Annotated in this window: 20 protein-coding genes, 1 other RNA gene and 1 pseudogene; 7 read left to right on the forward strand and 15 right to left on the reverse strand. The window is 61.6% G+C overall.

The window, feature by feature from the left end:
* Window positions 1-162: 162 nt before the first annotated feature.
* On the forward strand, window positions 163-516 hold the full coding sequence (locus FLO80_RS06490; protein ID WP_246156590.1) for an H-NS histone family protein: 354 nt from the start codon (window positions 163-165) through the stop codon (window positions 514-516).
* A gap of 84 nt (window positions 517-600) precedes the next feature.
* Here the strand turns inward: FLO80_RS06490 and FLO80_RS06495 are convergent, their stop codons facing one another.
* The 3 genes from FLO80_RS06495 to fnrL all read right to left on the reverse strand — a co-directional run bounded on the left by FLO80_RS06495 (window position 601) and on the right by fnrL (window position 2496).
* The gene (locus tag FLO80_RS06495; RefSeq protein ID WP_111362880.1) at window positions 601-843 is read right to left on the reverse strand and encodes a phosphate signaling complex PhoU family protein; all 243 of its coding nucleotides are present in this window, start codon (window positions 841-843) and stop codon (window positions 601-603) included.
* An 11-nt stretch (window positions 844-854) separates the two neighbouring features.
* Window positions 855-1280 carry an ABC transporter permease subunit gene (locus FLO80_RS23355; RefSeq protein ID WP_188078225.1) on the reverse strand — a complete coding sequence of 142 codons (426 nt, stop codon included), beginning with the start codon at window positions 1278-1280 and terminating at the stop codon, window positions 855-857.
* A gap of 469 nt (window positions 1281-1749) precedes the next feature.
* Window positions 1750-2496: a transcriptional regulator FnrL gene (fnrL, locus tag FLO80_RS06505; protein ID WP_111362886.1), complete on the reverse strand. Its 747-nt coding sequence runs from the start codon at window positions 2494-2496 to the stop codon at window positions 1750-1752.
* A 65-nt stretch (window positions 2497-2561) separates the two neighbouring features.
* Here fnrL and hemN point away from each other — a divergent pair, with 65 nt between their 5' ends.
* Window positions 2562-3917 carry an oxygen-independent coproporphyrinogen III oxidase gene (gene hemN, locus FLO80_RS06510; protein WP_111362888.1) on the forward strand — a complete coding sequence of 452 codons (1356 nt, stop codon included), beginning with the start codon at window positions 2562-2564 and terminating at the stop codon, window positions 3915-3917.
* 43 nt (window positions 3918-3960) lie between these two features.
* Here the strand turns inward: hemN and FLO80_RS06515 are convergent, their stop codons facing one another.
* The 5 genes from FLO80_RS06515 to FLO80_RS06535 form a co-directional block, all read right to left on the reverse strand.
* Window positions 3961-5559, reverse strand: a complete 1599-nt coding sequence (locus FLO80_RS06515) for an ABC transporter ATP-binding protein (RefSeq protein WP_111362890.1) — start codon at window positions 5557-5559, stop codon at window positions 3961-3963.
* Entirely contained in the window at window positions 5556-6662 is a 1107-nt protein-coding gene (locus FLO80_RS06520; RefSeq protein ID WP_111362892.1) for an ABC transporter permease, read from the reverse strand. The genes FLO80_RS06515 and FLO80_RS06520 overlap by 4 nt, the downstream gene beginning before the upstream one ends.
* A complete protein-coding gene (locus FLO80_RS06525; protein ID WP_111362894.1) occupies window positions 6662-7777 on the reverse strand; it encodes a microcin C ABC transporter permease YejB in 1116 nt (371 codons plus the stop codon). Before FLO80_RS06525 ends, FLO80_RS06520 begins: the two co-directional genes overlap by 1 nt.
* 7 nt (window positions 7778-7784) lie before the next feature.
* On the reverse strand, window positions 7785-9740 hold the full coding sequence (locus FLO80_RS06530) for an extracellular solute-binding protein (RefSeq protein ID WP_111362896.1): 1956 nt from the start codon (window positions 9738-9740) through the stop codon (window positions 7785-7787).
* A gap of 185 nt (window positions 9741-9925) precedes the next feature.
* The gene (locus FLO80_RS06535; protein ID WP_111362898.1) at window positions 9926-10453 is read right to left on the reverse strand and encodes a c-type cytochrome; all 528 of its coding nucleotides are present in this window, start codon (window positions 10451-10453) and stop codon (window positions 9926-9928) included.
* A 123-nt stretch (window positions 10454-10576) separates the two neighbouring features.
* Here FLO80_RS06535 and FLO80_RS06540 point away from each other — a divergent pair, with 123 nt between their 5' ends.
* Window positions 10577-11407: a prephenate dehydratase gene (locus tag FLO80_RS06540; protein WP_111362900.1), complete on the forward strand. Its 831-nt coding sequence runs from the start codon at window positions 10577-10579 to the stop codon at window positions 11405-11407.
* Window positions 11408-11477: 70 nt separating this feature from the next.
* Here the strand turns inward: FLO80_RS06540 and FLO80_RS06545 are convergent, their stop codons facing one another.
* Both FLO80_RS06545 and nudC read right to left on the reverse strand, forming a co-directional pair.
* Entirely contained in the window at window positions 11478-11948 is a 471-nt protein-coding gene (locus FLO80_RS06545; RefSeq protein ID WP_111362902.1) for an SRPBCC family protein, read from the reverse strand.
* Between the two features lie 29 nt (window positions 11949-11977).
* Window positions 11978-12943, reverse strand: coding sequence for an NAD(+) diphosphatase (gene nudC, locus FLO80_RS06550; RefSeq protein ID WP_111362904.1), 966 nt, complete (start codon window positions 12941-12943; stop codon window positions 11978-11980).
* 280 nt (window positions 12944-13223) lie between these two features.
* Here nudC and FLO80_RS06555 point away from each other — a divergent pair, with 280 nt between their 5' ends.
* From FLO80_RS06555 to FLO80_RS06570, 4 genes and pseudogenes are all read left to right on the forward strand, one after another.
* Entirely contained in the window at window positions 13224-15086 is a 1863-nt protein-coding gene (locus tag FLO80_RS06555) for a bifunctional 2',3'-cyclic-nucleotide 2'-phosphodiesterase/3'-nucleotidase (protein ID WP_111362906.1), read from the forward strand.
* Window positions 15087-15130: 44 nt separating this feature from the next.
* An RNA gene (ffs, locus tag FLO80_RS06560) (signal recognition particle sRNA small type) lies at window positions 15131-15229 on the forward strand.
* Between the two features lie 109 nt (window positions 15230-15338).
* Window positions 15339-15533, forward strand: a pseudogene (locus FLO80_RS06565) (transposase); the annotation flags it as partial.
* 62 nt (window positions 15534-15595) lie between these two features.
* On the forward strand, window positions 15596-15805 hold the full coding sequence (locus tag FLO80_RS06570; protein ID WP_111362908.1) for a helix-turn-helix transcriptional regulator: 210 nt from the start codon (window positions 15596-15598) through the stop codon (window positions 15803-15805).
* A gap of 155 nt (window positions 15806-15960) precedes the next feature.
* On the opposite strand, the gene FLO80_RS06575 is transcribed toward FLO80_RS06570, so the two are convergent.
* The 5 genes from FLO80_RS06575 to FLO80_RS06595 are packed head-to-tail and all read right to left on the reverse strand — an operon-like array spanning window position 15961 to window position 21351.
* On the reverse strand, window positions 15961-17385 hold the full coding sequence (locus FLO80_RS06575) for a gamma-aminobutyraldehyde dehydrogenase (protein WP_111362910.1): 1425 nt from the start codon (window positions 17383-17385) through the stop codon (window positions 15961-15963).
* Window positions 17386-17404: 19 nt separating this feature from the next.
* On the reverse strand, window positions 17405-18211 hold the full coding sequence (locus FLO80_RS06580; RefSeq protein WP_111362913.1) for an ABC transporter permease: 807 nt from the start codon (window positions 18209-18211) through the stop codon (window positions 17405-17407).
* The gene (locus FLO80_RS06585; RefSeq protein ID WP_111362916.1) at window positions 18201-19145 is read right to left on the reverse strand and encodes an ABC transporter permease; all 945 of its coding nucleotides are present in this window, start codon (window positions 19143-19145) and stop codon (window positions 18201-18203) included. Before FLO80_RS06585 ends, FLO80_RS06580 begins: the two co-directional genes overlap by 11 nt.
* Entirely contained in the window at window positions 19138-20127 is a 990-nt protein-coding gene (locus FLO80_RS06590) for an ABC transporter ATP-binding protein (protein ID WP_111362918.1), read from the reverse strand. The genes FLO80_RS06585 and FLO80_RS06590 overlap by 8 nt, the downstream gene beginning before the upstream one ends.
* A gap of 60 nt (window positions 20128-20187) precedes the next feature.
* Window positions 20188-21351, reverse strand: a complete 1164-nt coding sequence (locus tag FLO80_RS06595) for an ABC transporter substrate-binding protein (protein ID WP_111362921.1) — start codon at window positions 21349-21351, stop codon at window positions 20188-20190.
* Window positions 21352-21461: the final 110 nt, after the last annotated feature.

Genomic DNA, 21461 nt, shown 5'->3' on the forward strand with positions numbered 1-21461 from the left:
CGCCAGATACATTCCCCTGCGGGTTTTCGCTCAAATAGAATTTGATATATGTGAAATACCGCATTTTCCGCTTGCAATTGCATCTCTTTACGGTCGAGAAACGCTCACCGAAAATGAACCGTGAATCTGAACGGCCAGATTCCGTGAAATGAGATGAGAGACATGACAAAAGAAGACAAGATCACGATGGCGGACCTGACCGCCATGTCCGTGGCCGAGTTGAAATCGCTCGAAGGCAAGGTCGCGAAAGCCATCGAAACGGTGACAGCGCAGGAACGGCAAAAAGCCATCGCCGCGCTGCAAGCGAAGGCAAAAGAGTTGGGCTATTCGCTTGACGAATTGATCGCCCAGGAGACCCCGCGCGGTCGCGGCAAGGGCAAGCCCAGAACCAAGGGTGTTGCGAAATACGCCAACCCGGCGAACCCGTCGCAAACCTGGACCGGCAAGGGCCGCCGCCCGGGCTGGGTGCTGGAAGCGTTGCAGGCCGGCAAGAGCCTCGACGACCTGGCGATCTGAGTCCGGTTCGGCGCAGGCGGGCGAGAGGCGCGGCCTTCGGCGGCGTCTCCGGCGTCTTGTGCCGCGCATGAACGGCCGCCAGCCTTACGCCGCGTCGGTGCCCGTCGCGCTGTAAGCGGTCGTGTCGCCCTTGGGCCGATCCTCGTCCATCTCGTCGATCATCTTGTCGTCGCGCTGCACCTTCCGGCTCAAATCAAGGTCGCGCGTTTCCAGCACCTTGAGCGCGTTGCCGATGGCCGCGTCCACCAGCCGGCTCATGGTGACCAGCCTGATCTGCAAACCCTCGAGATCACGGTCGAAAGACGAATCCGTATGTTGGGACGTCATTTTGCTGCTCCTTACCCGAAGCGACCGCTCACATAGTCTTCGGTCTGCTGTTTCGCGGGGTTGGTAAAGATCTCGTCGGTGGCGCCATATTCGATCAGCCGGCCCAGATACATGATACCGGGGAGCGCCTTGGGCAACACCACATTCCAGATCGTCTGCCATTTCGATGCGCCACAGGCCAGCGACCCCTCGCGCATCGAACGCGGCACCGTCGAGAGCGCCTCTTCGGTGGCCACGTTGGGATAGAAGCCGCGGAAGCCTTCGGCCCACAGCGTCATCAGGTTGTTCAGCGTGTCCGAGCCGATCGACGACAGGCTGCCGGACACGCCGGATGTTGCCTCGTAATCGGGCAGCGCGGGATCAACGGTGACCTGGGCCAGCACCGAGGTCGCGAAAAAGCTGGCGGCGGTGACCAGCAAAGCAGCGGAACGTTTCATCATCTCTCCTTGGTTGGATAGGTAATGGCCCTTGACCTTGCCGTCGCAGGGCTGGGAGAGTTTGGTGACGGGTTTGCAACAGTTTTGTGCACGTTTTTGACACCCGCCCCGTCGCGCATTTCATCGCGGGCAAGGCCCGTGACTCTGGCGCGATTCCCGGTCGATCCGGTATCCGCAAGATCGCGTCGCACATCCCCATGATCGACAAGATACCGCCAACAGGTGGCACATCGGCCACGGCGGGCCGCGCCCGGGGCGAACGGTTGATTCATTAAAATCGGGTTAATTTCGCTGCAACGCGGCGGTGCACGGATTTCAGCCGGGCAACAGCCGGGATTCACCCCCGCATTTGCCCCGCCCGTCACGGCGTTAACCATCCGGGGCGCTCTATGCACCCGATCTCAACACTCTATCTGTGGCTGTGTTCTTGCGGGCACCGCGCGGCCCCGTCGCCTCTTGAGCCTGAGCCTCAGACCAGCATGCCACCGTCGCTGTCATCGCCCGCCTCTTCCATCAGGCGTGCGAAATCGGGGACGGTCACGTGCCGCTTGCCTTCAAGCTCGATCACCCCGTCCCGCTTGAGCGCCGAGATCTGGCGGCTCACCGTCTCAAGCGTGAGCCCGAGATAGTCCGCCATCGCCTCGCGGGTCAGCGGCAGGTCGAAGACCAGCCGCCCCACCATGCCCGTCTTGCGAAGCGTAGCGTCGCGCCGAGCCACGATCGACAGCAGGCTGGCGATCTTTTCGCGCGCCGTCTTGCGGCCCAGAACCAGCATCCATTCGCGCGCCGCATCCAGCTCATCAAGCGTCATCTCAAGCAGGCGATGCGCGACATGAGGGGTGGCTTCCATCATGTTCTCAAAGGGTTTCTTGCGAAAGCAGCACATCACCAGGTCGGTCGTGGCAACCACGTCATAGACGGTCCCGTCCCGACCGGGGCGGCCCACGAAATCGCTGGGCAGAAGCAGGCCCACCATCTGGGTGCGCCCGTCTTCCATGGTCTGGGTCAACGACGCGATCCCGGTCACGACCGAGCCCACGAAATCCATCCGGTCGCCCGCCCAGATCACCGTCTGCCCCGCTTCGAACTTCCGGTAATACTTGATCTGTTCAAGCTGCGCGAGTTCCTCGGGCTCACAGCGCGCACACACCGCCCTGTGCCGGATCGGGCAGTCGTCGCATTTCTGCGGCACCGCAATTGTGTCGTCTTTCAGCATGAGAACCCGTTCGCGCTTGACCTAGGTCAAAGATATCCAGTCCCCCGGACGCTACAGGTTCAAGGATGGTTACGCAAACGCAACTCGCCCAATTGGGTCTATTTGACGCGAAAGTGCCGCGGTATACGAGTTATCCCACGGCGCCCCACTTCGATTCGTCGGTCGGACCCGGGGATTTCACCAACTGGATCGGAGCAATCGCACCTGATTCGGAAGTGTCGCTCTATATCCACGTACCGTTCTGCCGGAGGTTGTGCTGGTTCTGCGCCTGCCGCACCCAGGGCACCCAATCCGACGCCCCCGTCCAAACCTACCTCGAAACCCTCAAAACCGAGATCGAGATGCTCGGACAGGTGCTCCCCAAGGGCGTGCGCCTGTCGCGTCTGCATTGGGGTGGGGGCACGCCGACATTGCTTGCCCCGTCGATGATGCGTGATCTGGCCGGGGCCATTGCCGATATTGCGCCCTTCGCGGAAAGCTATGAATTCTCGGTGGAAATCGACCCGAACGAGATCGACGGCCCGCGGCTCGACGCGCTGGCGGCGGCGGGGATGAACCGCGCCTCGATCGGCGTGCAGGATTTCAATGACGAGATCCAGAAGACCATCGGCCGAATTCAAAGTTTCGACATCACCCGCCAGGCGGTCGACGAGATTCGTGCCCGCGGCGTGACCTCGCTCAACGCGGATATCCTGTTTGGTCTGCCTGACCAGTCGAATGCGCGGATCACCGAAAGCGTGCAGAAACTTCTGGCCCTGTCGCCCGATCGTGTCGCGCTTTACGGCTATGCTCATGTGCCGTGGATGGCCAAGCGGCAACAGATGATCCCGTCGGACAAACTCCCCACCCCGCAAGAGCGGCTGGCGTTGTTCGAAACCGCCCGCGAGCTGTTCCTGTGGGACGGGTATACCGAAATCGGGATCGACCATTTCGCCGTCGAAGGGGACGCGCTGAGCAAGGCGCAGAAGAACGGCACGCTGCGGCGGAATTTCCAGGGCTATACCGACGATCCGGCCGACGCGCTGATCGGGTTGGGCGCCTCGTCGATCTCACGCTTTCCGCAAGGCTATGCGCAGAATGCGCCGGCCACATCGGCCCATACCGCCCGGATTCGCGCCGGGCAATTCTCGACGACACGGGGCCACGTCTTTACGCCCGAGGACCGGATGCGCAGCCGGATGATCGAGATGCTGATGTGCAACTTCAGGATCGACGCAGCGGAGATCCTGCGCGATTTCGACATCTCGCAAGAGGCGTTGTTCGCAATGCTCGACAAGGTGCAGGCCGAGTTCGGTGGCCTGTTGAACAGCACCGAATCGGGCCTCGCAATCCCGTTCAAGGCGCGACCGCTCACCCGGATGGTCGCGCGCGCCTTCGACGCCTATGAGTTGTCCAAGGCGGGTCACAGTTCGGCCATCTGATCCCGGGTGGCGAAGGTCGTCGGCCGGGCGGGGTCAGGCGGGGTCAGGCGGGCTTGGCTTGCACATCCAGTGCTGCGGCCAGAAGCGTGCGGGCATAGTCGGTCTGCGGCGACTCGAACAGGGTCTGTGCCTCACCCGACTCGACGATATCGCCCTGTTTCATCACGATCATCTTGTGGCTCATCGCCCGCACCACGTTCAGGTCATGGCTGATGAACAGATAAGCCAGCCCGTATTTCACCTGTAGATCGCGCAACAGGTCGACGATCTGCACCTGCACCGTCATGTCGAGCGCGCTTGTCGGCTCGTCCAGCACGACGAGGCGCGGACGCAGGATCATCGCCCGGGCAATCGCGATGCGCTGGCGTTGGCCACCGCTGAATTCATGCGGATAGCGATCCATCGTGACGGGGTCGAGCCCCACCTCCTCCATCACCTCGGCCACCAGTTCACGCGCGGACCGGCCACCGGGATTGCCATGCACGCCCAGCCCCTCGGCGATGATCTGTTCACAGGTCATGCGCGGCGAAAGCGATCCGAACGGGTCCTGAAACACGATCTGCATTTCGCGCCGCAAATTGCGCAGCTTCTTGGTGGACCATGCGCGCACGTCCTGCCCGTCGAAGGTGATCCCGCCCTCCGAAGTGATCAGCCGCATGATGGCGAGCGCCAGCGTGGTCTTGCCGCTGCCCGATTCCCCAACGATGCCCAGCGTTTCGCCCGCTCGCACGCTGATCGTGGCGTCGTTCACCGCCTTCACATGACCCACCGTGCGCTTGAGAAACCCTTTCTGGATCGGGAACCAGACCTTGAGGTGATCGGTGCGCACGATCTCTTGCGCGCCCTCGTCCACCGGTATGGGCTGACCCACCGCCCGCGCGCCCAGCAGCTTCTTGGTGTAGGGATGTTGCGGATTGGCGAAAATCTCGCCCGTCGGGCCGCTTTCCACGATCTCGCCATCCTTCATCACGCAGACCTTGTCGGCGATCCGTTGCACGGTGCCAAGGTCATGGGTGATGAACAAAAGTCCCATGTTCTCGGTGCGTTTCAACTCGGCCAGCAACTCGAGGATCTGCGCCTGGATCGTCACGTCGAGCGCGGTGGTCGGCTCGTCCGCGATCAGGATGTCGGGCTTGTTCGACAGCGCCATGGCGATCATCACCCGCTGGCGTTGCCCGCCCGAAAGCTGATGCGGATAGGCGGTGAGCCGCGTCTCGGCATCGCGAATGCCGACCCTTTCGAGCAGGGCGAGGATATGCGCGCGCGCCGCATCGCCGACCAGTCCCTGGTGCAGGGCGATGCTCTCGGCCAGTTGCTTTTCGATCGTGTGCAGCGGGTTGAGCGATGTCATCGGCTCCTGAAAGATGAAGCTGATGTCATTGCCGCGCACCTTGCGCAGCCGCGCGTCATCCGCGCCGATCATCTCCTGCCCGTCATAGGTGACCGAACCGGCGGTTTCGGCACTCCCGGGCAGCAGCGAGACGGTCGAAAGTGCGGTCACCGACTTGCCCGAGCCGCTTTCGCCCACCAGCGCCACCGTTTCGCCCCGGTCGACGGCAAAGGACACGCCCCGCACCGCCTCGATCACCTTGCCATCCTGACGGAAGGAAACCGACAGGTTGCGTACATCCAGAAGGCTCATTGAAAGGTCTTCCTTGGATCGAACGCGTCGCGCACCCCTTCAAAGATGAAGACGAGCAGCGACAGCATGATGGCGAACGTGGTGAAGGCGGTAAAGGCCAGCCATGGGGCCTGAAGGTTCTGCTTGGCCTGAAGCGTCAGCTCGCCAAGACTGGGCGCGCTGGCTGGAAGGCCGAAACCCAGGAAATCGAGGCTGGCCAGAAGCGCGATCGTGCCGGTGACGATAAAGGGCAACATGGTCAGCGTCGCCACCATCGCGTTGGGCAGCATGTGGCGGAACATGATCTTGGTGTTCGACACGCCCAGCGCCTTGGCCGCGCGCACATATTCAAGGTTGCGCGCGCGCAGGAACTCGGCCCGCACCACGCCGACCAGCGCGGTCCAGCCGAAAAGCACGGTGATGAACACCAGAAGCCAGAAACTTCGCCCCAGCACCGCGAACATGATGATGATCACGTAAAGCTGCGGTGTCGCGCTCCAGATCTCGATGAGGCGCTGAAAGATCAGGTCGAGCCAACCGCCGAAATAGCCCTGCACCGCCCCCGCCGCGACGCCCAGCAGGCTGGCCAGTGCCGTCACGATCAGGGTGAAGAGCACCGACAATCGGAATCCGTAGATGACGCGCGCCATCACGTCGCGCTTGGTGTCGTCGGTGCCCAGCAGATTGCCCTCGCCGGGCGGCAGCGGGGCCGCGCCGGGCCGGTCAACGCTGGTGTCATAGGAATAGGGGATGATCGGCCATATCATCCAGCCCTTGTCGATCGCCTCGCCGTCGATGACACCGCTCTCGGCCTCTTCGATCAGGGTTTCGGGCTCGTCGAAACACAGATCAAGCCCCCCGGTCACGATCAGGCACTGCACCTCAAGGTCGCGATAGATCGCCTCGGTCCTGAAGTCGCCACCAAAGGCGGTTTCGGGGTAGAAATTGAAGATCGGATAATAGAACTCGCCGCGATACTGCACGACGATCGGCTTGTCATTCGCGATGAATTCGGCAAACAGGCTCGTCACGAACAGGGCGAGAAATATCCACAAGGACCAGAATGCCCGCCCGTTGCGCCGGAAATTGCGCCAGCGGCGCTGGTTGAGAGGGGACAGCGCCATCAGCCCTCCCTCTTCTCGAAGTCGATCCGCGGATCGACAAGCACATACATCGCATCGCTCAGGATACCGACGACAAGGCCGATGAGGCCGAAGATGAACAGCGTGCCGAACATCACCGGATAATCCCGCGCCACCGCCGCCTCGAAGCCGAGCCGCCCGAGGCCGTCGAGAGAGAAGATCGTCTCGATGATCAGCGAGCCGCCGAAGAACACCCCGATGAACACCGCCGGAAAGCCCGCGATCACGATCAGCATCGCGTTGCGGAAGACATGGCCGTAAAGCACCCGCCCCTCGCTCAGTCCCTTGGCGCGGGCGGTCATGACATAGTGTTTCTTGATCTCGTCGAGAAAGCTGTTCTTGGTCAGAAGGGTCAGCGTCGCAAAGGCCGAAATGGTCGAGGCCAGAACCGGCAGGGTGATATGCCAGAAATAATCCAGCACCTTGCCGATCAGGCTCAACTCGCTCCAATTGTCGCTGGTCAGCCCCCGCAGCGGAAAGATCTGCCAGTATGAGCCACCGGCAAACAGCACGAGGAGCAGGATGGCGAACAGGAACCCGGGGATCGCATAGGCCACGATGATCGCGCCGCTGGTCCATGTGTCGAACGGGGTGCCGTCATTCACCGCCTTGCGGATGCCGAGCGGGATCGACACCAGATAGGCAATCAGCGTCGACCAAAGGCCAAGGGTGATCGACACCGGCATCTTTTCCAGCACAAGGTCGATCACGCTGATCGAGCGAAAATAACTCTCGCCGAAATCGAACCTCATGTAATTCCAGACCATGCCCAGGAACCGCTCGAGCGGCGGCTTGTCGAAACCGAACTCGCGTTCGAGCTGTTCGATGAACTCCTTGGGCAGGCCACGGGCGCCGACATATTTCGAATCGCCCCCCGAGCCGACAAAGAAATCCTCGCCCACGAGGTCTGAACTGCCCGCCTGATCGCCGCCACCGCCGGCAAAGCCCGCGAACACGTCGCCCCGGCCCTGGATCTGCGCCAGAACCTGTTCGACCGGTCCACCGGGAACGAATTGAACCAGCGTGAAATTGATGACCATGATCCCGAACAGCGTGGGAATGATCAGCAACAACCTCCTTAGGAAATAGGCGCCCATTCCGCCCCTACCTCAGCGCGCCCGAGGCTTTGAGCGCCGCGGCTTTTTCGGGGTTCACCCACCAGAAATCCATCACCCCCACGTCGAAGGGCGGCAAGGGATCGGGATGTTCATACATGTCCCAATAGCTCACCCAATACTTGTCCTTGAACCATGTCGGCACCATGAACCGCTCATAACGCAGAACCCGGTCCAGCGCCATGAGCGCGGTTTGCGACCCCTCTCTCGTCTCGGCTTCGAGCGCGATGTCGATGATCCGGTCCACCAGCGGGCTGGCCAGCCCTGCCGGGTTGAACACGCTGAACTCTGCCTCGGCCGATCCGTAACGCTGATGCAGGCCGGTGCCCGCTTCGAGAAACGGGATATAGGCGTCGTAGATCATGTCATAATCGAAATCGCGCTCAAGCAGCGTGTACTGCGCCGAGTCGATGGAGTTGACCCGTGCATCTATACCCATGCGTTTGAGGTTCTTGGCGAAAACCTCGATCGCCGCGCTCAGCGTCGAGGGAAAGCTCGACGGGATCGGAAAGTCGATGGTCAGCGGCTCGCCTTCGGCATTGCGCCGCATCCCGTCATCGCCGACGACCCAGCCCGTTTCATCCAAGAGCCGCATCGCACGGCGCAGGTTGCGCCGGTCGGTCTGCCGTTCACCGTTCGATTCGTGCGCCATCACCGCAGGTTCCTCGAGAACCGCCGGCGGCACCATGTCGCCCAGGTCTTCCAGCAGCGCCCGCTCGGCGCCTTCCGGCATGCCTTTGGCCTCGTGCGGGGCATTTTGCACGAAGGAATGACGCTGCGCGTAAAGATCGTATTGCAGCGACGCATTGGTCCATTCGAAATTGAACGCCAGCGCAATCGCCTCGCGCAGTTTGGGATCGGCGAACTTGTCACGCCGCAGGTTGAAGATGAACCCCGTTGGCATAGGCGGCGTGCCATTGGGCAATTCGACAACCTTGACATCGCCCCGCTGCACCGCCGGGAAATTATAGCTCGTCGCCCATTTCTTGGGGTCGCTCTCGTCGCGGAACGTGTATTCGCCCGCCTTGAACGCCTCGAACGCGGCGGAGTCATCGGCGAAATACTCGACCCGGATTTCATCGAAATTGTGCCGCCCCCGGTTGATCGGCAGATCCCAACCCCAGTAATCGGGGTTACGCCGATAGACCACGCGGCGGTTCACCTCGTAGCTTTCAAGAACGTAAGGCCCCGATCCCGGCGGATGGGCAAGCCGCGATTCATCAAGTCGCGCACCGGTTTCCTCATACCATTTGCGGGGGAAAACCGGTGTGCTTCCGACCTGATCAATCAGGCTCCGGCGCGAAATGCCCTCGGCAAAGGTAAACTTGACCGTGTGATCATCCAGCGCCTCGGCGTTCAACACCCGCTTGGCCACCGCGATGGCATAGGATGGCAGGCCCTGTTCGAGAAACAGGTTATGCGAAAACACCACGTCATGCGCCGTGACCGGCGTGCCATCCGAAAACCGGGCCTCGGGGCGCATATGGAATATCACCCATGTCTTGCCCACGTCATATTCGATGCTCTCGGCCAGAAGGCCGTAATTCTCGCCATAGGCATCCGCCGGGCCGGCCCCCAGAAGCGATTCATAGGTCGTCGAGATCAAGGTTCCACCGGCCCGCCCCTTGCGGGTGTAGGGATTGAGCGAGTCGAACGTGCCCAGCGCATAGCGCACCATCGCGCCGCCCTTGGGTGCGTCGGGATTCACATAATCGAAATGCTCGAAATCGGCGGGGTATTTCAGATCGCCGAAATAGGAATAGCCATGGCTGCGGATGATCCCGTCCTCCTCGGCGCGCACAGGCCATGCCGCCAGAGCCAGAATCACGAGACCACACAGCGCCGTCAGCAGGCGCGCAGCAGGAAAGGCATCCGGCGGCTCCGCCCGGACCACGCAAACCTGTGCCTTGTCGGCTTTCACCTCTATTGGACCCGCATAGCTCATCCCGTCTCCCTCTCTCCCGGACCTGTCACAGGCCCGCTTTGGCGCAAGCATTGACGTTTGTCCCAAGCTAATGGTCAGGACCGGGCATATTCAAGTTGCGAATACGTCAACAGGACGTGACAGGTGCCATGAAAAAGGCCGTCGCCCATATGGGTGACGGCCTTTTGGCTGCATGTCCGATCGGCTCAATCGCCAAGCGTTTCAAGATAGGCAATAAGGTTGGCACGGTCTTCGGCCTTGGGCAAACCGGCAAAGCTCATCGAGGTGCCGGGCGTCGCGCTGCGCGGGCTTTCCAGGAATGTGTTGAGATTCTCGGGGCTCCAGGCATCGCCGATCTGGTTGAGGCTGCCGGAGTAGCGGTCGAACCCGTCCGCCGCGCCAACGGCGCGACCGACAACCGCGTGAAGTGACGGGCCAGTGCCATGCGCACCCTCGTCCACCTTGTGACAGGCCCGGCATTTGGCAAAGACCCTTGCCCCCTGGTCCGGATCGGCCGACGCCAGAAGCTCTTCGAAGCTCGGCTCATCTTCGGCTTCGGCGCCTGCGTCATCGCCTTCGTCCACGGCGATCACATATCCTGCGGCATGATCCTCGCCGCCATGCCCGCCGCCAGTCGCATAAAGCTCTTCCGCCGCCCATTTACCCAGCATGAACACCAGAAGTGCCCCACAGAAGGCGCCGATAATCTTGGTGGATGTCATCGTGTCAAACATGTGCCTGCTTCCGAAATTGGTCTCGCTTCGGCGCGTATCTATCCGCTTCCCCTTGGGCAAAGCAAGGTGTAGTTTCCGCGACCAATCGCCCTTTCGGGCGTAAATCGACAGGAAAGCACGAAAATGACACAGCGGATCGCCTTTCAGGGAGAACCGGGCGCCTATTCTCACGAGGCCTGCCACACCGCCCGCCCCGAACTGGAAGCGCTGCCTTGCAGCACCTTCGAAGAGGTGATCGGCGCGGTGCGCGACGGGCACGCCGATCTAGCCATGCTTCCGGTCGAGAACACGACCTATGGCCGCGTGGCCGACATTCACCGTCTCCTGCCCGAAAGCGGGTTGCACATCGTCGGCGAATCCTTTGTCCGTGTGCGCATCTGTCTTCTGGCCAATCCCGGCACCCGGATCGAGGACATCAACGCAGTGCGCGCGCATCTCGTGCTGCTGCCGCAATCGGCCGCATTTCTCAAGCAACACGGGATCAAGGGCATCCCCGCCGCCGACAGCGCCGGCGCGGCCGCCAAACTTGCCCGCCTCAAGACCCCGGGCGAAGGTGTTCTGGCTTCTGCATTGGCGGGCGAGATTTACGGGCTCGACGTGCTGGCCCGCGACATCGAGGATCACGGCCACAACACCACCCGCTTTGTCATCATGGCGCGCGAACCCGATTATGCGCCCCGGGGCGAGTTGGGCATGATGACCAGCTTTGTTTTCGAAGTGCGCAACATCCCCGCCGCGCTTTACAAGGCGATGGGCGGGTTTGCCACCAACGGGGTGAACATGACCAAGCTCGAAAGCTACATGGTCGATGGCTCGTTCACCGCCACCCGCTTCTGGGCCGATATCGACGGCCACCCGGGTGACCCGGCCGTGAAACGCGCGCTTGACGAGTTGGGCTATTTCACCTCGCATCTCGAGATCATGGGCGTCTATCCAGCCGACCGCGTGCGCTGATCACCGTGGCGCGGAGATGCACCCGGCCCCGATCTGTCGCGGAGAAATCGCCTCTGCCCGGTGGGCGATTTCATCCCATGCGCGACTTGTAGTTATCTTCGGTCGCCTTGGCATATTCGGCCACCCGCACCTTGAACCGCTTGTTCAGGCTCCCCTTGGCCAGTTTCATCGACTGCACCAGCAAGCGCGTCGACAGGGTGAGCGGCTTCAATTCGATTTCGAGCCCCAGCCGTGTGCGGAGCCGTGACAGCGCGACCAGATCGACGATCATATGCCCGCCGATATTGGGCGAGCGGCTTTCGAACACCATCCGGGTGGATGGATCATACTCGGTCAATTCGATCTGGATTTCACGCCGCTTGCCCCGCATCTGAAAGGCGATGTGCCACATCATGCCCAGGCCCGGCTGCTGCAGCCTGTCCATCCTCGAAACCTCGGCCCCCCGCCGCAGCGCCAGCCGCTCGAACCTGTCGAAATCCGACACCACGCCGAACACGTGCTCCAGCGGGGCCTCGATATCTTCCTTGGTTGTAAAGATCATGGATGCCTGCCGTTTTTCCCAGTGTCACCTCAATCGAGCCGGTCCGCAAGCCAGTTCCAAAGCAGGAAATGCGCAATCGACCCTTTTCTGGCAGGCTTCATCCGGGGGTTTTGTCCCGAAAAGGCATCGGCGATCTCTTCGCGGGTGAACCATTGCGCAGTTTCGATCTCGACCGGGTCGATGGTGATCTCGTCACTCAGCGCCTCACCGCGACAGCCGATCATCAGGGAACTGGGATAGGGCCATGGCTGCGAGGCAAGGTAATCAACACGTCCGACCCTGATCGCCGCCTCTTCCTCGACCTCGCGACGCACCGCAGCCTCGATCGCCTCGCCGGGCTCGACGAAACCCGCCAGAAGGGAATACATGCCTTCGGGCCAGCCGTGGCTGCGGCCCATCAACACCTTGTTGCCGCGCGTGATCAGCATGATCACCACCGGGTCGGTTCGCGGGAAATGCTGGGCGCCACAGCCCGGGCAGGCGCGCTGCCAACCGGCCATGATCATCTCGCTTTCATGCCCGCATTTGGCACAGAACCTGTGGCTTCTGTGCCAACTCAGGATCGCCTTGGCCGTCGCCGCCACTTCTGCATCCCGCGGGCTGATCCGCGACATCACGCCGCGCAACTCGCAAAAGGCGCTGCCCTTGGGGGCCTTGGGGTGGACCTGCTCGCTCGGGTCGAAAAACGCGGCCAGCGCCTCGGCGTCGATCTCACCCGGCTCCCAATGCGAGATATCGGCCCCGAAAAGCGCCGCGCTCCCTTCCCGGCCCAGGAAAATCATTTCGCGCGCACCGATGAGCACCGGATGATCGAGAGGCACCCTGACCAGGGTTTCGCGCGCCTCACCCTCGAAAAGCGGCTTGCTGCGCCAGATCACGACCGCCCGGCTATCGGGATCGCGGCGCGCCTTGGCCAGCCCGTCGGCATCGCCGCGCAGATGCGCCGCCCGATCAAGACCCGATCCACCGAACGTTACCGTTTCCGCCAATCGCATACCCGCCCCTCCCTTTGGGATCGGATGTCGCATGTTTGTACCCGCCACGCAATCACGCGCAATAACCATGGGGGTTGACGATGCGTACAGCACCCTCTTTGGTTGATAATTGAAATTTCATTCAATCAACCGAACTGCACCCGCGTGCATCCTTTGTCCTGCACCTTTGAACGCCACCCCCTGTAAACAACATGCACCGCAATTTCAGACCGCCCTCGAAACTCGATCCAAGCAATATGGCAAGGCATTGAAGAACCGAACATCTCCCGTTTCGAACCCTGTGACGTTGCAGATCACGCTCATGCAGACCACCGACCTGCATGGCACGTTGCGCGGCTATGACTACCTGGCCGACAAGCCCGTTGATACAGGCGGGCTGAGCCGCGTTGCCACGCTGATCCGCCAATGTCGCAATGAACAGCCCAACACCCTGCTGTTCGATTGCGGCGACATGCTTCAAGGCAGTGTTACCTGCGACCTGTTGGCCCGGCATGAACTGAACCAGACCGGGGCACATCCGGTGATCGCAGCGATGAATAGCCTGCACTATGACGCCGCCGCTCCGGGCAATCACGATTTCGACTATGGCGCCGATTTCCTGTTCGAATCCATCTCCACCGCACAGTTTCCCTTTCTGTGCTGTAACCTGCACCGCACCGGCTCGGGGCTGATCCCCGGCCCGCCCGCTTTTGCCCCGCACCGCATTCTCGAACGGTGCTTTCGCGACCTGCAAGGGGCCATGCATCGCCTGCGCATCGGTGTCACCGGCTGCCTGCCTCCGCAAACCCTCGAATGGGATCACCACCTCGCCACTGAATTCCACATCCGCGACATGGTCAGCGCGGTGCGGGAAGAGGTGGCCGCGATGCGCAAGACGGGCTGTGATCTCATTGTCATCCTCGCCCATAGCGGGCTTGAGATCGGCGACCGCGCCGGGGCCGAGAACGCCATCCTCCCGCTGGCCGCGCTTGAGGGCGTGGATGCGGTTCTGGGCGGGCATACACATGCACGCTTTCCCGGGGAGGCCGCGCTCCCACATCCCGCAATCAATGTGGAAACGGGCCTGATCCATGGCACCCCCGTGGTGATGAGCGGCTTCTGGGGCAGCCATCTGGGCGCTATCGACCTCACGCTCGAACGGACGGCAGGCGCGGGCTGGCGGGTGAAACAGGCCGCACCCCGCCTTGTCCCGACCGGAACACCGCCGAACACACCGCCCGCCTCGGAAGACCCTGAAATCCTGTCCATCACCCGCCCAGTCCACGAGGCCACGCTCGCCCGCATCCACGAACCGGTCGGTGAAACCCGGACCCCGCTGCACAGTTTCTTTTCGCTCTTCGCCAACGATGCCGCGTTGCAACTCGTCGCGCGCGCACAAGCGGGGTTCCTGCGCGAGGCGATCCACGGAACCGATCTCGCCGATCTGCCGCTTCTCTCGGCCGCGGCCCCGTTCAAGACCGGGCGCCGGTCCGGCGTCGATCACTACACCCATGTGCCCCCCGGCCCCCTGACCCGGCGTAGCCTTGCCGATCTCTACCTCTATCCCAACCCGTTCTGCGCCCTGCATGTCACCGGTGCTGTGCTGCGGCACTGGCTCGAATACAGCGCCAGCCTGTTTGCCCGGCTCGACCCCGATAGCGCCGCACCCCAACCGCTGCTGCGTGATGCGTTTCCGGGCTACAAGTTCGACGTCATCTGCGGGGTGAGCTATGAAATCGACATCTCGCGCCCGGCCCGGTTCGACGATAACGGCATGTTGCTTGACCCCGAGGCCCGCCGCATCCGCAACCTTCGCTGGAACGGGCGGCGCGTCACTGATACTATGGAGTTCATCGTCGCCACCAACGCCTTTCGCGCCCACGGCATCGGCTTCCCGCCCGAATTGGGCTATCATCCGACACCCGAGATCGTGTTCGAAAGCCCGGTCTGGACACGCGACATCTTGCGCCGCTACGTCACCACCCACAGCCCGCTCGACTTCGAAATCCAACGCAACTGGTCCTTCACGCCCCTTGGCGGGGTGCGCAGCCTTGTGGCAACCTCGCCGACGGCACGTGCCTATCTCCACGACCCACAGTTGCCCCCGGTCGAGGATCTCGGCGATATGCCCGAAGGATTCATGCAGCTTTGCCTGAGGATCTGAACCCGACGCTTGCGAATCCCCCGTCCAATCCCTATATGACGCGGTGAGAGGTTGGCGCGGGCAGGCGCCTCGCCAACCCGGTCAGGTCCGGAAGGAAGCAGCCGTAACGAGCCCCGCTTGGGTCGTTGTCCAGCCTCTCACCTTTGCTCCCACTAGAGTCAGGATCCATTGGTTTCCGCGGGGTGGCGTGATTCACGGCTCCGAAAACGGAGCGGTGTCATGTCTGATCTATTCTGGTTGAGCGATGCGTAGATGGCCCGTCTTGAGCCCTGTTTCCCTAAGTCCCACGGCAAGCCGCGCGTCGATGATCGGCGCGTGCTGAGCGGGATTATCTGCATCAATCGCAATGGGTTGCGGTGGCGCGATGCGCCTGCGGAATGCGGTCCGCACAAGACGCTCTACAACCGGCGGAAGCGATGGAGCGATATGGGCGGCCTCGCCCCCGTATCAATAAGCTTCTCTACACTTTCGAATGTAGCATATATCGCCATCATGTTCGTCTCAACGGCATGAAATTGCGGGACCGTGTAGTTCTGAACACCCAGGACTTGAGACGCGCCCGCGGCCTCAGCCAAGAGGAGCCTGCTCATCTGGCCGACGTGAACCGCGGCCATATGGGCAAAGTCGAGAACGCCAAGTTCGCGGCATCTCCCGACCTTCCCAAGGGCATCGCCTGCGCCCTGAACGTCGCCCCCGAAGAGCCTTTTTCAAGACGCTAGTCCTCTTCCCGAGAGAGAACCCTTTGCTATACTCTCCAGGTTCTTCGCACTCCCATTGGCGATCGCGGCGGCGCGATCCATCTGGCGGTCCGGCTTGGAAACCCCGGTGAATCGCGTCCGCGGTCGCCCGTCGGATGCGGGCGACCGGGCGGTACTCAATGCGCGATCATGACATGGCGCACCGCGGTGTAGTCCTCCAGCGCGTACATCGACATGTCCTTGCCATAGCCCGACTGTTTCAGGCCGCCATGCGGCATTTCAGTGGTCAGCATGAAATGGGTATTGATCCAGGTACAGCCGTATTGCAGCCCTGCCGCGATCTCCATCGCCTTCCCGATGTCCTGCGTCCATACCGACGACGCCAGGCCATACTGGCTGTCATTGGCCCAGTCGACGACCGGATCGCCCCCGGTGAAACGGGTGACCGACACCACCGGGCCGAACACCTCGCGCTGGACAATCTCATCGCTCTGAAGAGCGCCTGCAACAACGGTAGGCTTGTAATAGAACCCGTTGCCGTCATGCGGCGTCCCGCCGGTGGTGATATCGATATGCTTCTGTTCCACCGCGCGCTGAACGAAGCTGTCCACCCGGTCGCGCTGCCGCGTCGAGATGAGCGGGGGGATTTCGTTCAGCGTGTCGTCGGCATTGGCGAAGACAATGCTGGCGGCCGCGTCGGTCAGCTCCGCCACAAGCTTGTCATAGATGCCCGCACCGGCGTAAACGCGACACGCCGCCGTGCAATCTTGCCCGGCATTGTAGAAACTGAAGGCCTTCAGCCCCTCAACCACACGCCCGAGATCGGCATCGTCCAGCACGATGACAGGGGCCTTGCCGCCCAATTCCAAATGGGTGCGCTTGACGCTTTTTGATGCTGCCATGAGCACTTTCTTGCCCGTCGCCACATCGCCGGTAATAGAGATCATGTCGACCTGCGGATGGTTGATCAGGGCATTGCCCACGGTGGCGCCCTGACCGACGATCACGTTCACCACGCCTTCGGGCAGGATGCCAGCCATGATCCGGGCAAAGGCAAGTGCGGTAAGCGGTGTCTGTTCGGATGGCTTCATCACCACCGTGTTGCCCCCGGCCAGCGCCGGAGCCAGCTTCCACGCCATCATCATGATCGGATAGTTCCACGGCGCGATAGAGGCAACAACGCCAATGGGATCGCGCCGGATCATGCTGGTGTACCCGGCAAGGTAGTTGCCCGCAAGCGGGCCATGCATGTTCCGTACCGCCCCGGCAAAGAAACGGAAGCAATCGGCGACGGCGGGAATCTCCTCGGCTCGAACCTCGTTTATCGGCTTGCCGCAGTTCAGCGCTTCGAGTTGCGCAAGCTCTTCCAGCCTGCCCTCTACCGCGTCGGCAATGGCAAGAAGCTTTGCCGCACGTTCACCCGGTGTGGTACGCGACCACGCGGGGAAGGCCGCGCGCGCCGCCCTGACCGCACGGTCGATCTGTCCCGGGTCAGCCTCGGGCATTTTCAGGATAATCTCGCCAGTGCGCGGATTGAACACGCTTTCCTCGATGTCCGTTCCACGCTCGAACGCGCCGCCGATTAACATGTCGGTTTCCATGAAGGGTCTCCCTTGTTTTTTACTTGCCCTGACCTGCAACCATTTCCGTGCCGCGAGTGAGGTAATATGCGCCGAGGATCGGCAGGAACGTCACCAGAACCACGACCATCGCCACGACGTTGGTGACGGGGCGCTGACGCGGGCGCACCAGTTCCTCCAGCATCCAGATCGGCAGGGTCTGCTGCTGACCGGCGGTGAAAGTGGTGACGATGACCTCGTCAAAGCTCAGCGCGAACGCAAGCATCCCACCGGCCAGAAGGGCTGTCGCGATATTTGGCAGGATCACATGGCGGAAGGTTTGAAACATATTCGCCCCCAGATCCATGGACGCCTCGACGAGGCTGCCGCTGGTTCGGCGGAACCGCGCCACGGCGTTGTTGTAGACCACCACGACACAAAAGGTCGCGTGACCAAGGACGATGGTCCAGAAACTGAACGGGATGTCGGCAAGATTGAAGGCTGAGCGCAGCGATATGCCGGTGATGATCCCCGGCAGAGCGATGGGCAGAATCACCAGAAGCGAGATCGCCTCGCGCCCGAAAAAGCGCGTCCGCGATACCGCGGCGGCGCAAAGCGTGCCCAGCACCAGCGCGACCACCGTGGAAATCGCGGCCACCCGCAACGAAAGCGAAAGGGCCTCCCACACATCCGGGCGTTCCCAAGTGACGGAGAACCACTTCAGCGTATAGCCCGGCGGCGGCCACTGATAGCTTTTGTCCTCGGTCGTGAAGGCATAGACGAAAATCAGCAGGATCGGCAGATGCATGAACAACAACCCCGCCGCCGCGGCGATCTTCAGCCCAAGGGAAGCCCGGTCAGAGTGCATTGAAGGCCCCCATGCGTTTGGCGATATAAAGATAAACACCCATGATTAGGATCGGCACCACAGCAAAGGCCGCCGCTAGCGGAATGTTCCCGGCCGTGCCCTGAAACTGATAGACGGCCTGCCCGATCATCCGCGCCGAGGTTCCGACGATCTGCGGGATGATGTAGTCGCCAAGCGTCAGCGAAAAGGTAAAGATTGATCCGGCCACGATCCCTGGCAGCGCCAGCGGCAAGAGCACATGGCGAAAGGTCTGGCCCGGACGCGCTCCAAGGTCGCCTGACGCTTCCAACATCGAGGGCGGCACCCGTTCGAGAGCGGCCTGCGTGGGCAGGATCATGAATGGCAGCCAGACATAGAGGAAGACAAGGAACGTGCCGGTCCAGCTTACCGAAAGAGAATTTCCGCCCACCACCGGCAGCAACAGATAGGCATCAAGCAGCCAGGACAGGTGCAGCGTCTCGAACAGCCAGCTCAGGATGCCCTCCTTCGCAAGGATCAGCTTCCAAGAATAGACCTTCACCAGATAGCTCGACCAGAGCGGCAGCATGACACCCAGATAGAACAGCGCCTTCCACTTCCCCCGGGCATAGCGCGCGGCGTAGTAGGCCACAGGAAACCCGACGATCATCGCCGCGATGGTGACGCATCCGGCCATCAGGACGGTACGCACGATAATGTCGAGATTGGCGGCGCGAAAAAGTTCGCCATAGGTGCGAAGGGTGAATTCATAGTTGATCAGGCCCGAGAACGGGTCGATCGAGAAAAAGCTCTGCGCCAGCAGCGCAAAGAGCGCACCCAGATAGATGATTCCCAGCCACAACGCCGGCGGCAGGATCAGCAGCAGGATAAGCAGGCCCTGCCGGCTCCATAACAGATCCGACAGCCTGTCGCTCAGCCCCCTGGAGGCCGGAGAGGACACGGCCACCTCAGGCATCCCGTTGCTCCATCAGGTGCAGGGCGTCCTCATCCCAGCCGATATGCACGGTGGCGGCCTTCTCCGGCACCTCCTCACCTTTCGGCAGAAGCATCGCAAGCTTTTGCCCGTCTATGTCGAGCGTCAGGCGCGTCACCGCGCCCAAAAAGGCCTTCTCGATCACTTGTGCCGCATATCCGTCCGCTTGCAGGCGCAGCGCCTCGGGCCGAAGGCTGGCAGAGGCCCGCTTGCCAGTCAGGCGTTCGACCATTTCGGGGGGCAGTACATTCGACGACCCCACGAAATCGGCCACGAACGGCGTATTGGGGCGGTCGTAAATATCCTGCGGGCATCCGATCTGCTGAATCTGCCCCTCGTTGAACACCGCCACGCGGTCGGCCATCGATAGCGCCTCGCTCTGATCGTGGGTGACGAAGACGAAGGTGATGCCAAGTTGCCGTTGCAGGCTTTTCAGTTCGACCTGCATCTGTTCCCGCAGCTTCAGGTCGAGCGCACCAAGCGGTTCGTCGAGTAGCAAGACCTTGGGCTTGTTCACAAGCGCACGGGCCAGCGCCACGCGCTGCCTCTGACCGCCCGACAGGGCGGCGGGCTTGCGGGCGGCGTATCCCGGCAGGGCCACCATGGAAAGCGCCTCTTCGGCTGCACGATGGCGTTCCGCCCGTGCGACGCCGGCGATCATCAGGCCATAAGCCACGTTATCACGCACATTGAGATGCGGAAACAGCGCGTAGTCCTGAAACACCGTGTTCACCGGCCGGCGATAGGGCGGCACCGCACCAGACGGCTTGTCGAAGATTTCGACCTCACCAGCGGTGGGGCGCTCGAACCCTGCGATAAGACGAAGGCAGGTGGTCTTACCCGATCCCGACGGCCCGAGCATAGCGAAGAACTCACCCTCGGCAATCTCCAGATCGACGGCATCCACGGCTCGCACCGTCCCGTAGTGACGCGAGACCTGACGAAAGGCGATAGCTGTTGTCATGAAACTTTCCGATTCGCCCGCCGCTCTTCAAGCAAGAGCGACGAGCTGGTTACCGTTCGATCAGCGGCCGCCGATCACACCGATATAGTCCGAGACCCAGCGATAGTAGGGCACGCATTCGCCCTGGCTTTCGCATTGTGACACTGGGGTCTGCCAGAAGCTGATCCTGTCGAAATCGTCAAAACCGTTCTTGGTGCAGCCCTCGGCCGTCTGCATCCCGCGCCCGTCGCTACAGGCCGCTGGCACGGCCGGGTTGGCCCCGAACCAGACGCTGAGATCCGACATCAGGTTGGAACTGAGCGTGTGCTCCATCCACATATAAGCGCAGTTGGGGTTTCGCGCGTCCACATGCATCATCGTGGTATCGGCCCATCCGGTTGCGCCCTCTTCGGGAATGACGCTTGCAATCGGCGCATTATCCCCCTGCAACAGGTTTACCTGGAACGGCCATGAGCCCGAGGCAGCCATGCCCTCGTTCTTGAAATCGTCGATTTGGATAAAGGCATCGTGCCAGTAGCGGCTGACCAGCTTGCGCTGTTCCCGCAGCAGGTCCAGCGCGGCGTCGTACTGTTCTTGGTTTAGTTCATAGGGTGACGTGATGCCCAGTTCCGGCTTGTGGGCCATAAGGTAGAGCGCCGCATCGGCAATGTGGATCGGCCCGTCATAAGCCTGTACGCGGCCCTTGTTCGGCTGACCGTCGGGCAGGTTCATCGCCTCGAACACCACGTTCCACGATGTGGGCGCACTGTCACTGAACACCTCGGTGTTATACATCAATACATTGGGCCCCCACATATAGGGAACGCCGTAATGCGTACCATCTACATAATGCCACGGGGCCTCTTTCAAGCGATCGTCAAGCGTATCCCAGCTTGGGATCAGCGCTGTATTGACGGGCTGCACCCGCTTGCCCGCGACCATCCGCAGCGAAGCATCGCCCGAAGCGGTAACGAGGTCGAAACCGCCCTCGTTCATCAGCGCCACCATCTCGTCAGAGGTGTTGGCCGTCTTCACATTGACCTTGCAGCTTGTCTTTTCCTCAAAGCCGGTGACCCAGTCAAACTCTGCCGCTGTTTCACCGCGTTCGATATAACCGGGCCAGGCAACGATGTTCAGTTGGCCCTCCCCCTCACCGATGGCGGTCAGCATTTCGGCAGACGCAGGCAGAACAGACACACCGGCAACGACACCGAGCGTAGTGCAGGACTTTAGAAAGGATTTCATCAAACATCTCCCGTTTGGTTACTTCTGTGTTTTGAAGAAACCATGAGGAAGAACCGGCGTTATCGCAAATACAATTATCAGAACGGTCGGTATCGGAAAAACCGATAGGT

It is taken from the genome of Aquicoccus porphyridii (genome assembly GCF_008369105.1).
In the GTDB taxonomy this organism is placed as follows: domain Bacteria; phylum Pseudomonadota; class Alphaproteobacteria; order Rhodobacterales; family Rhodobacteraceae; genus Aquicoccus; species Aquicoccus porphyridii.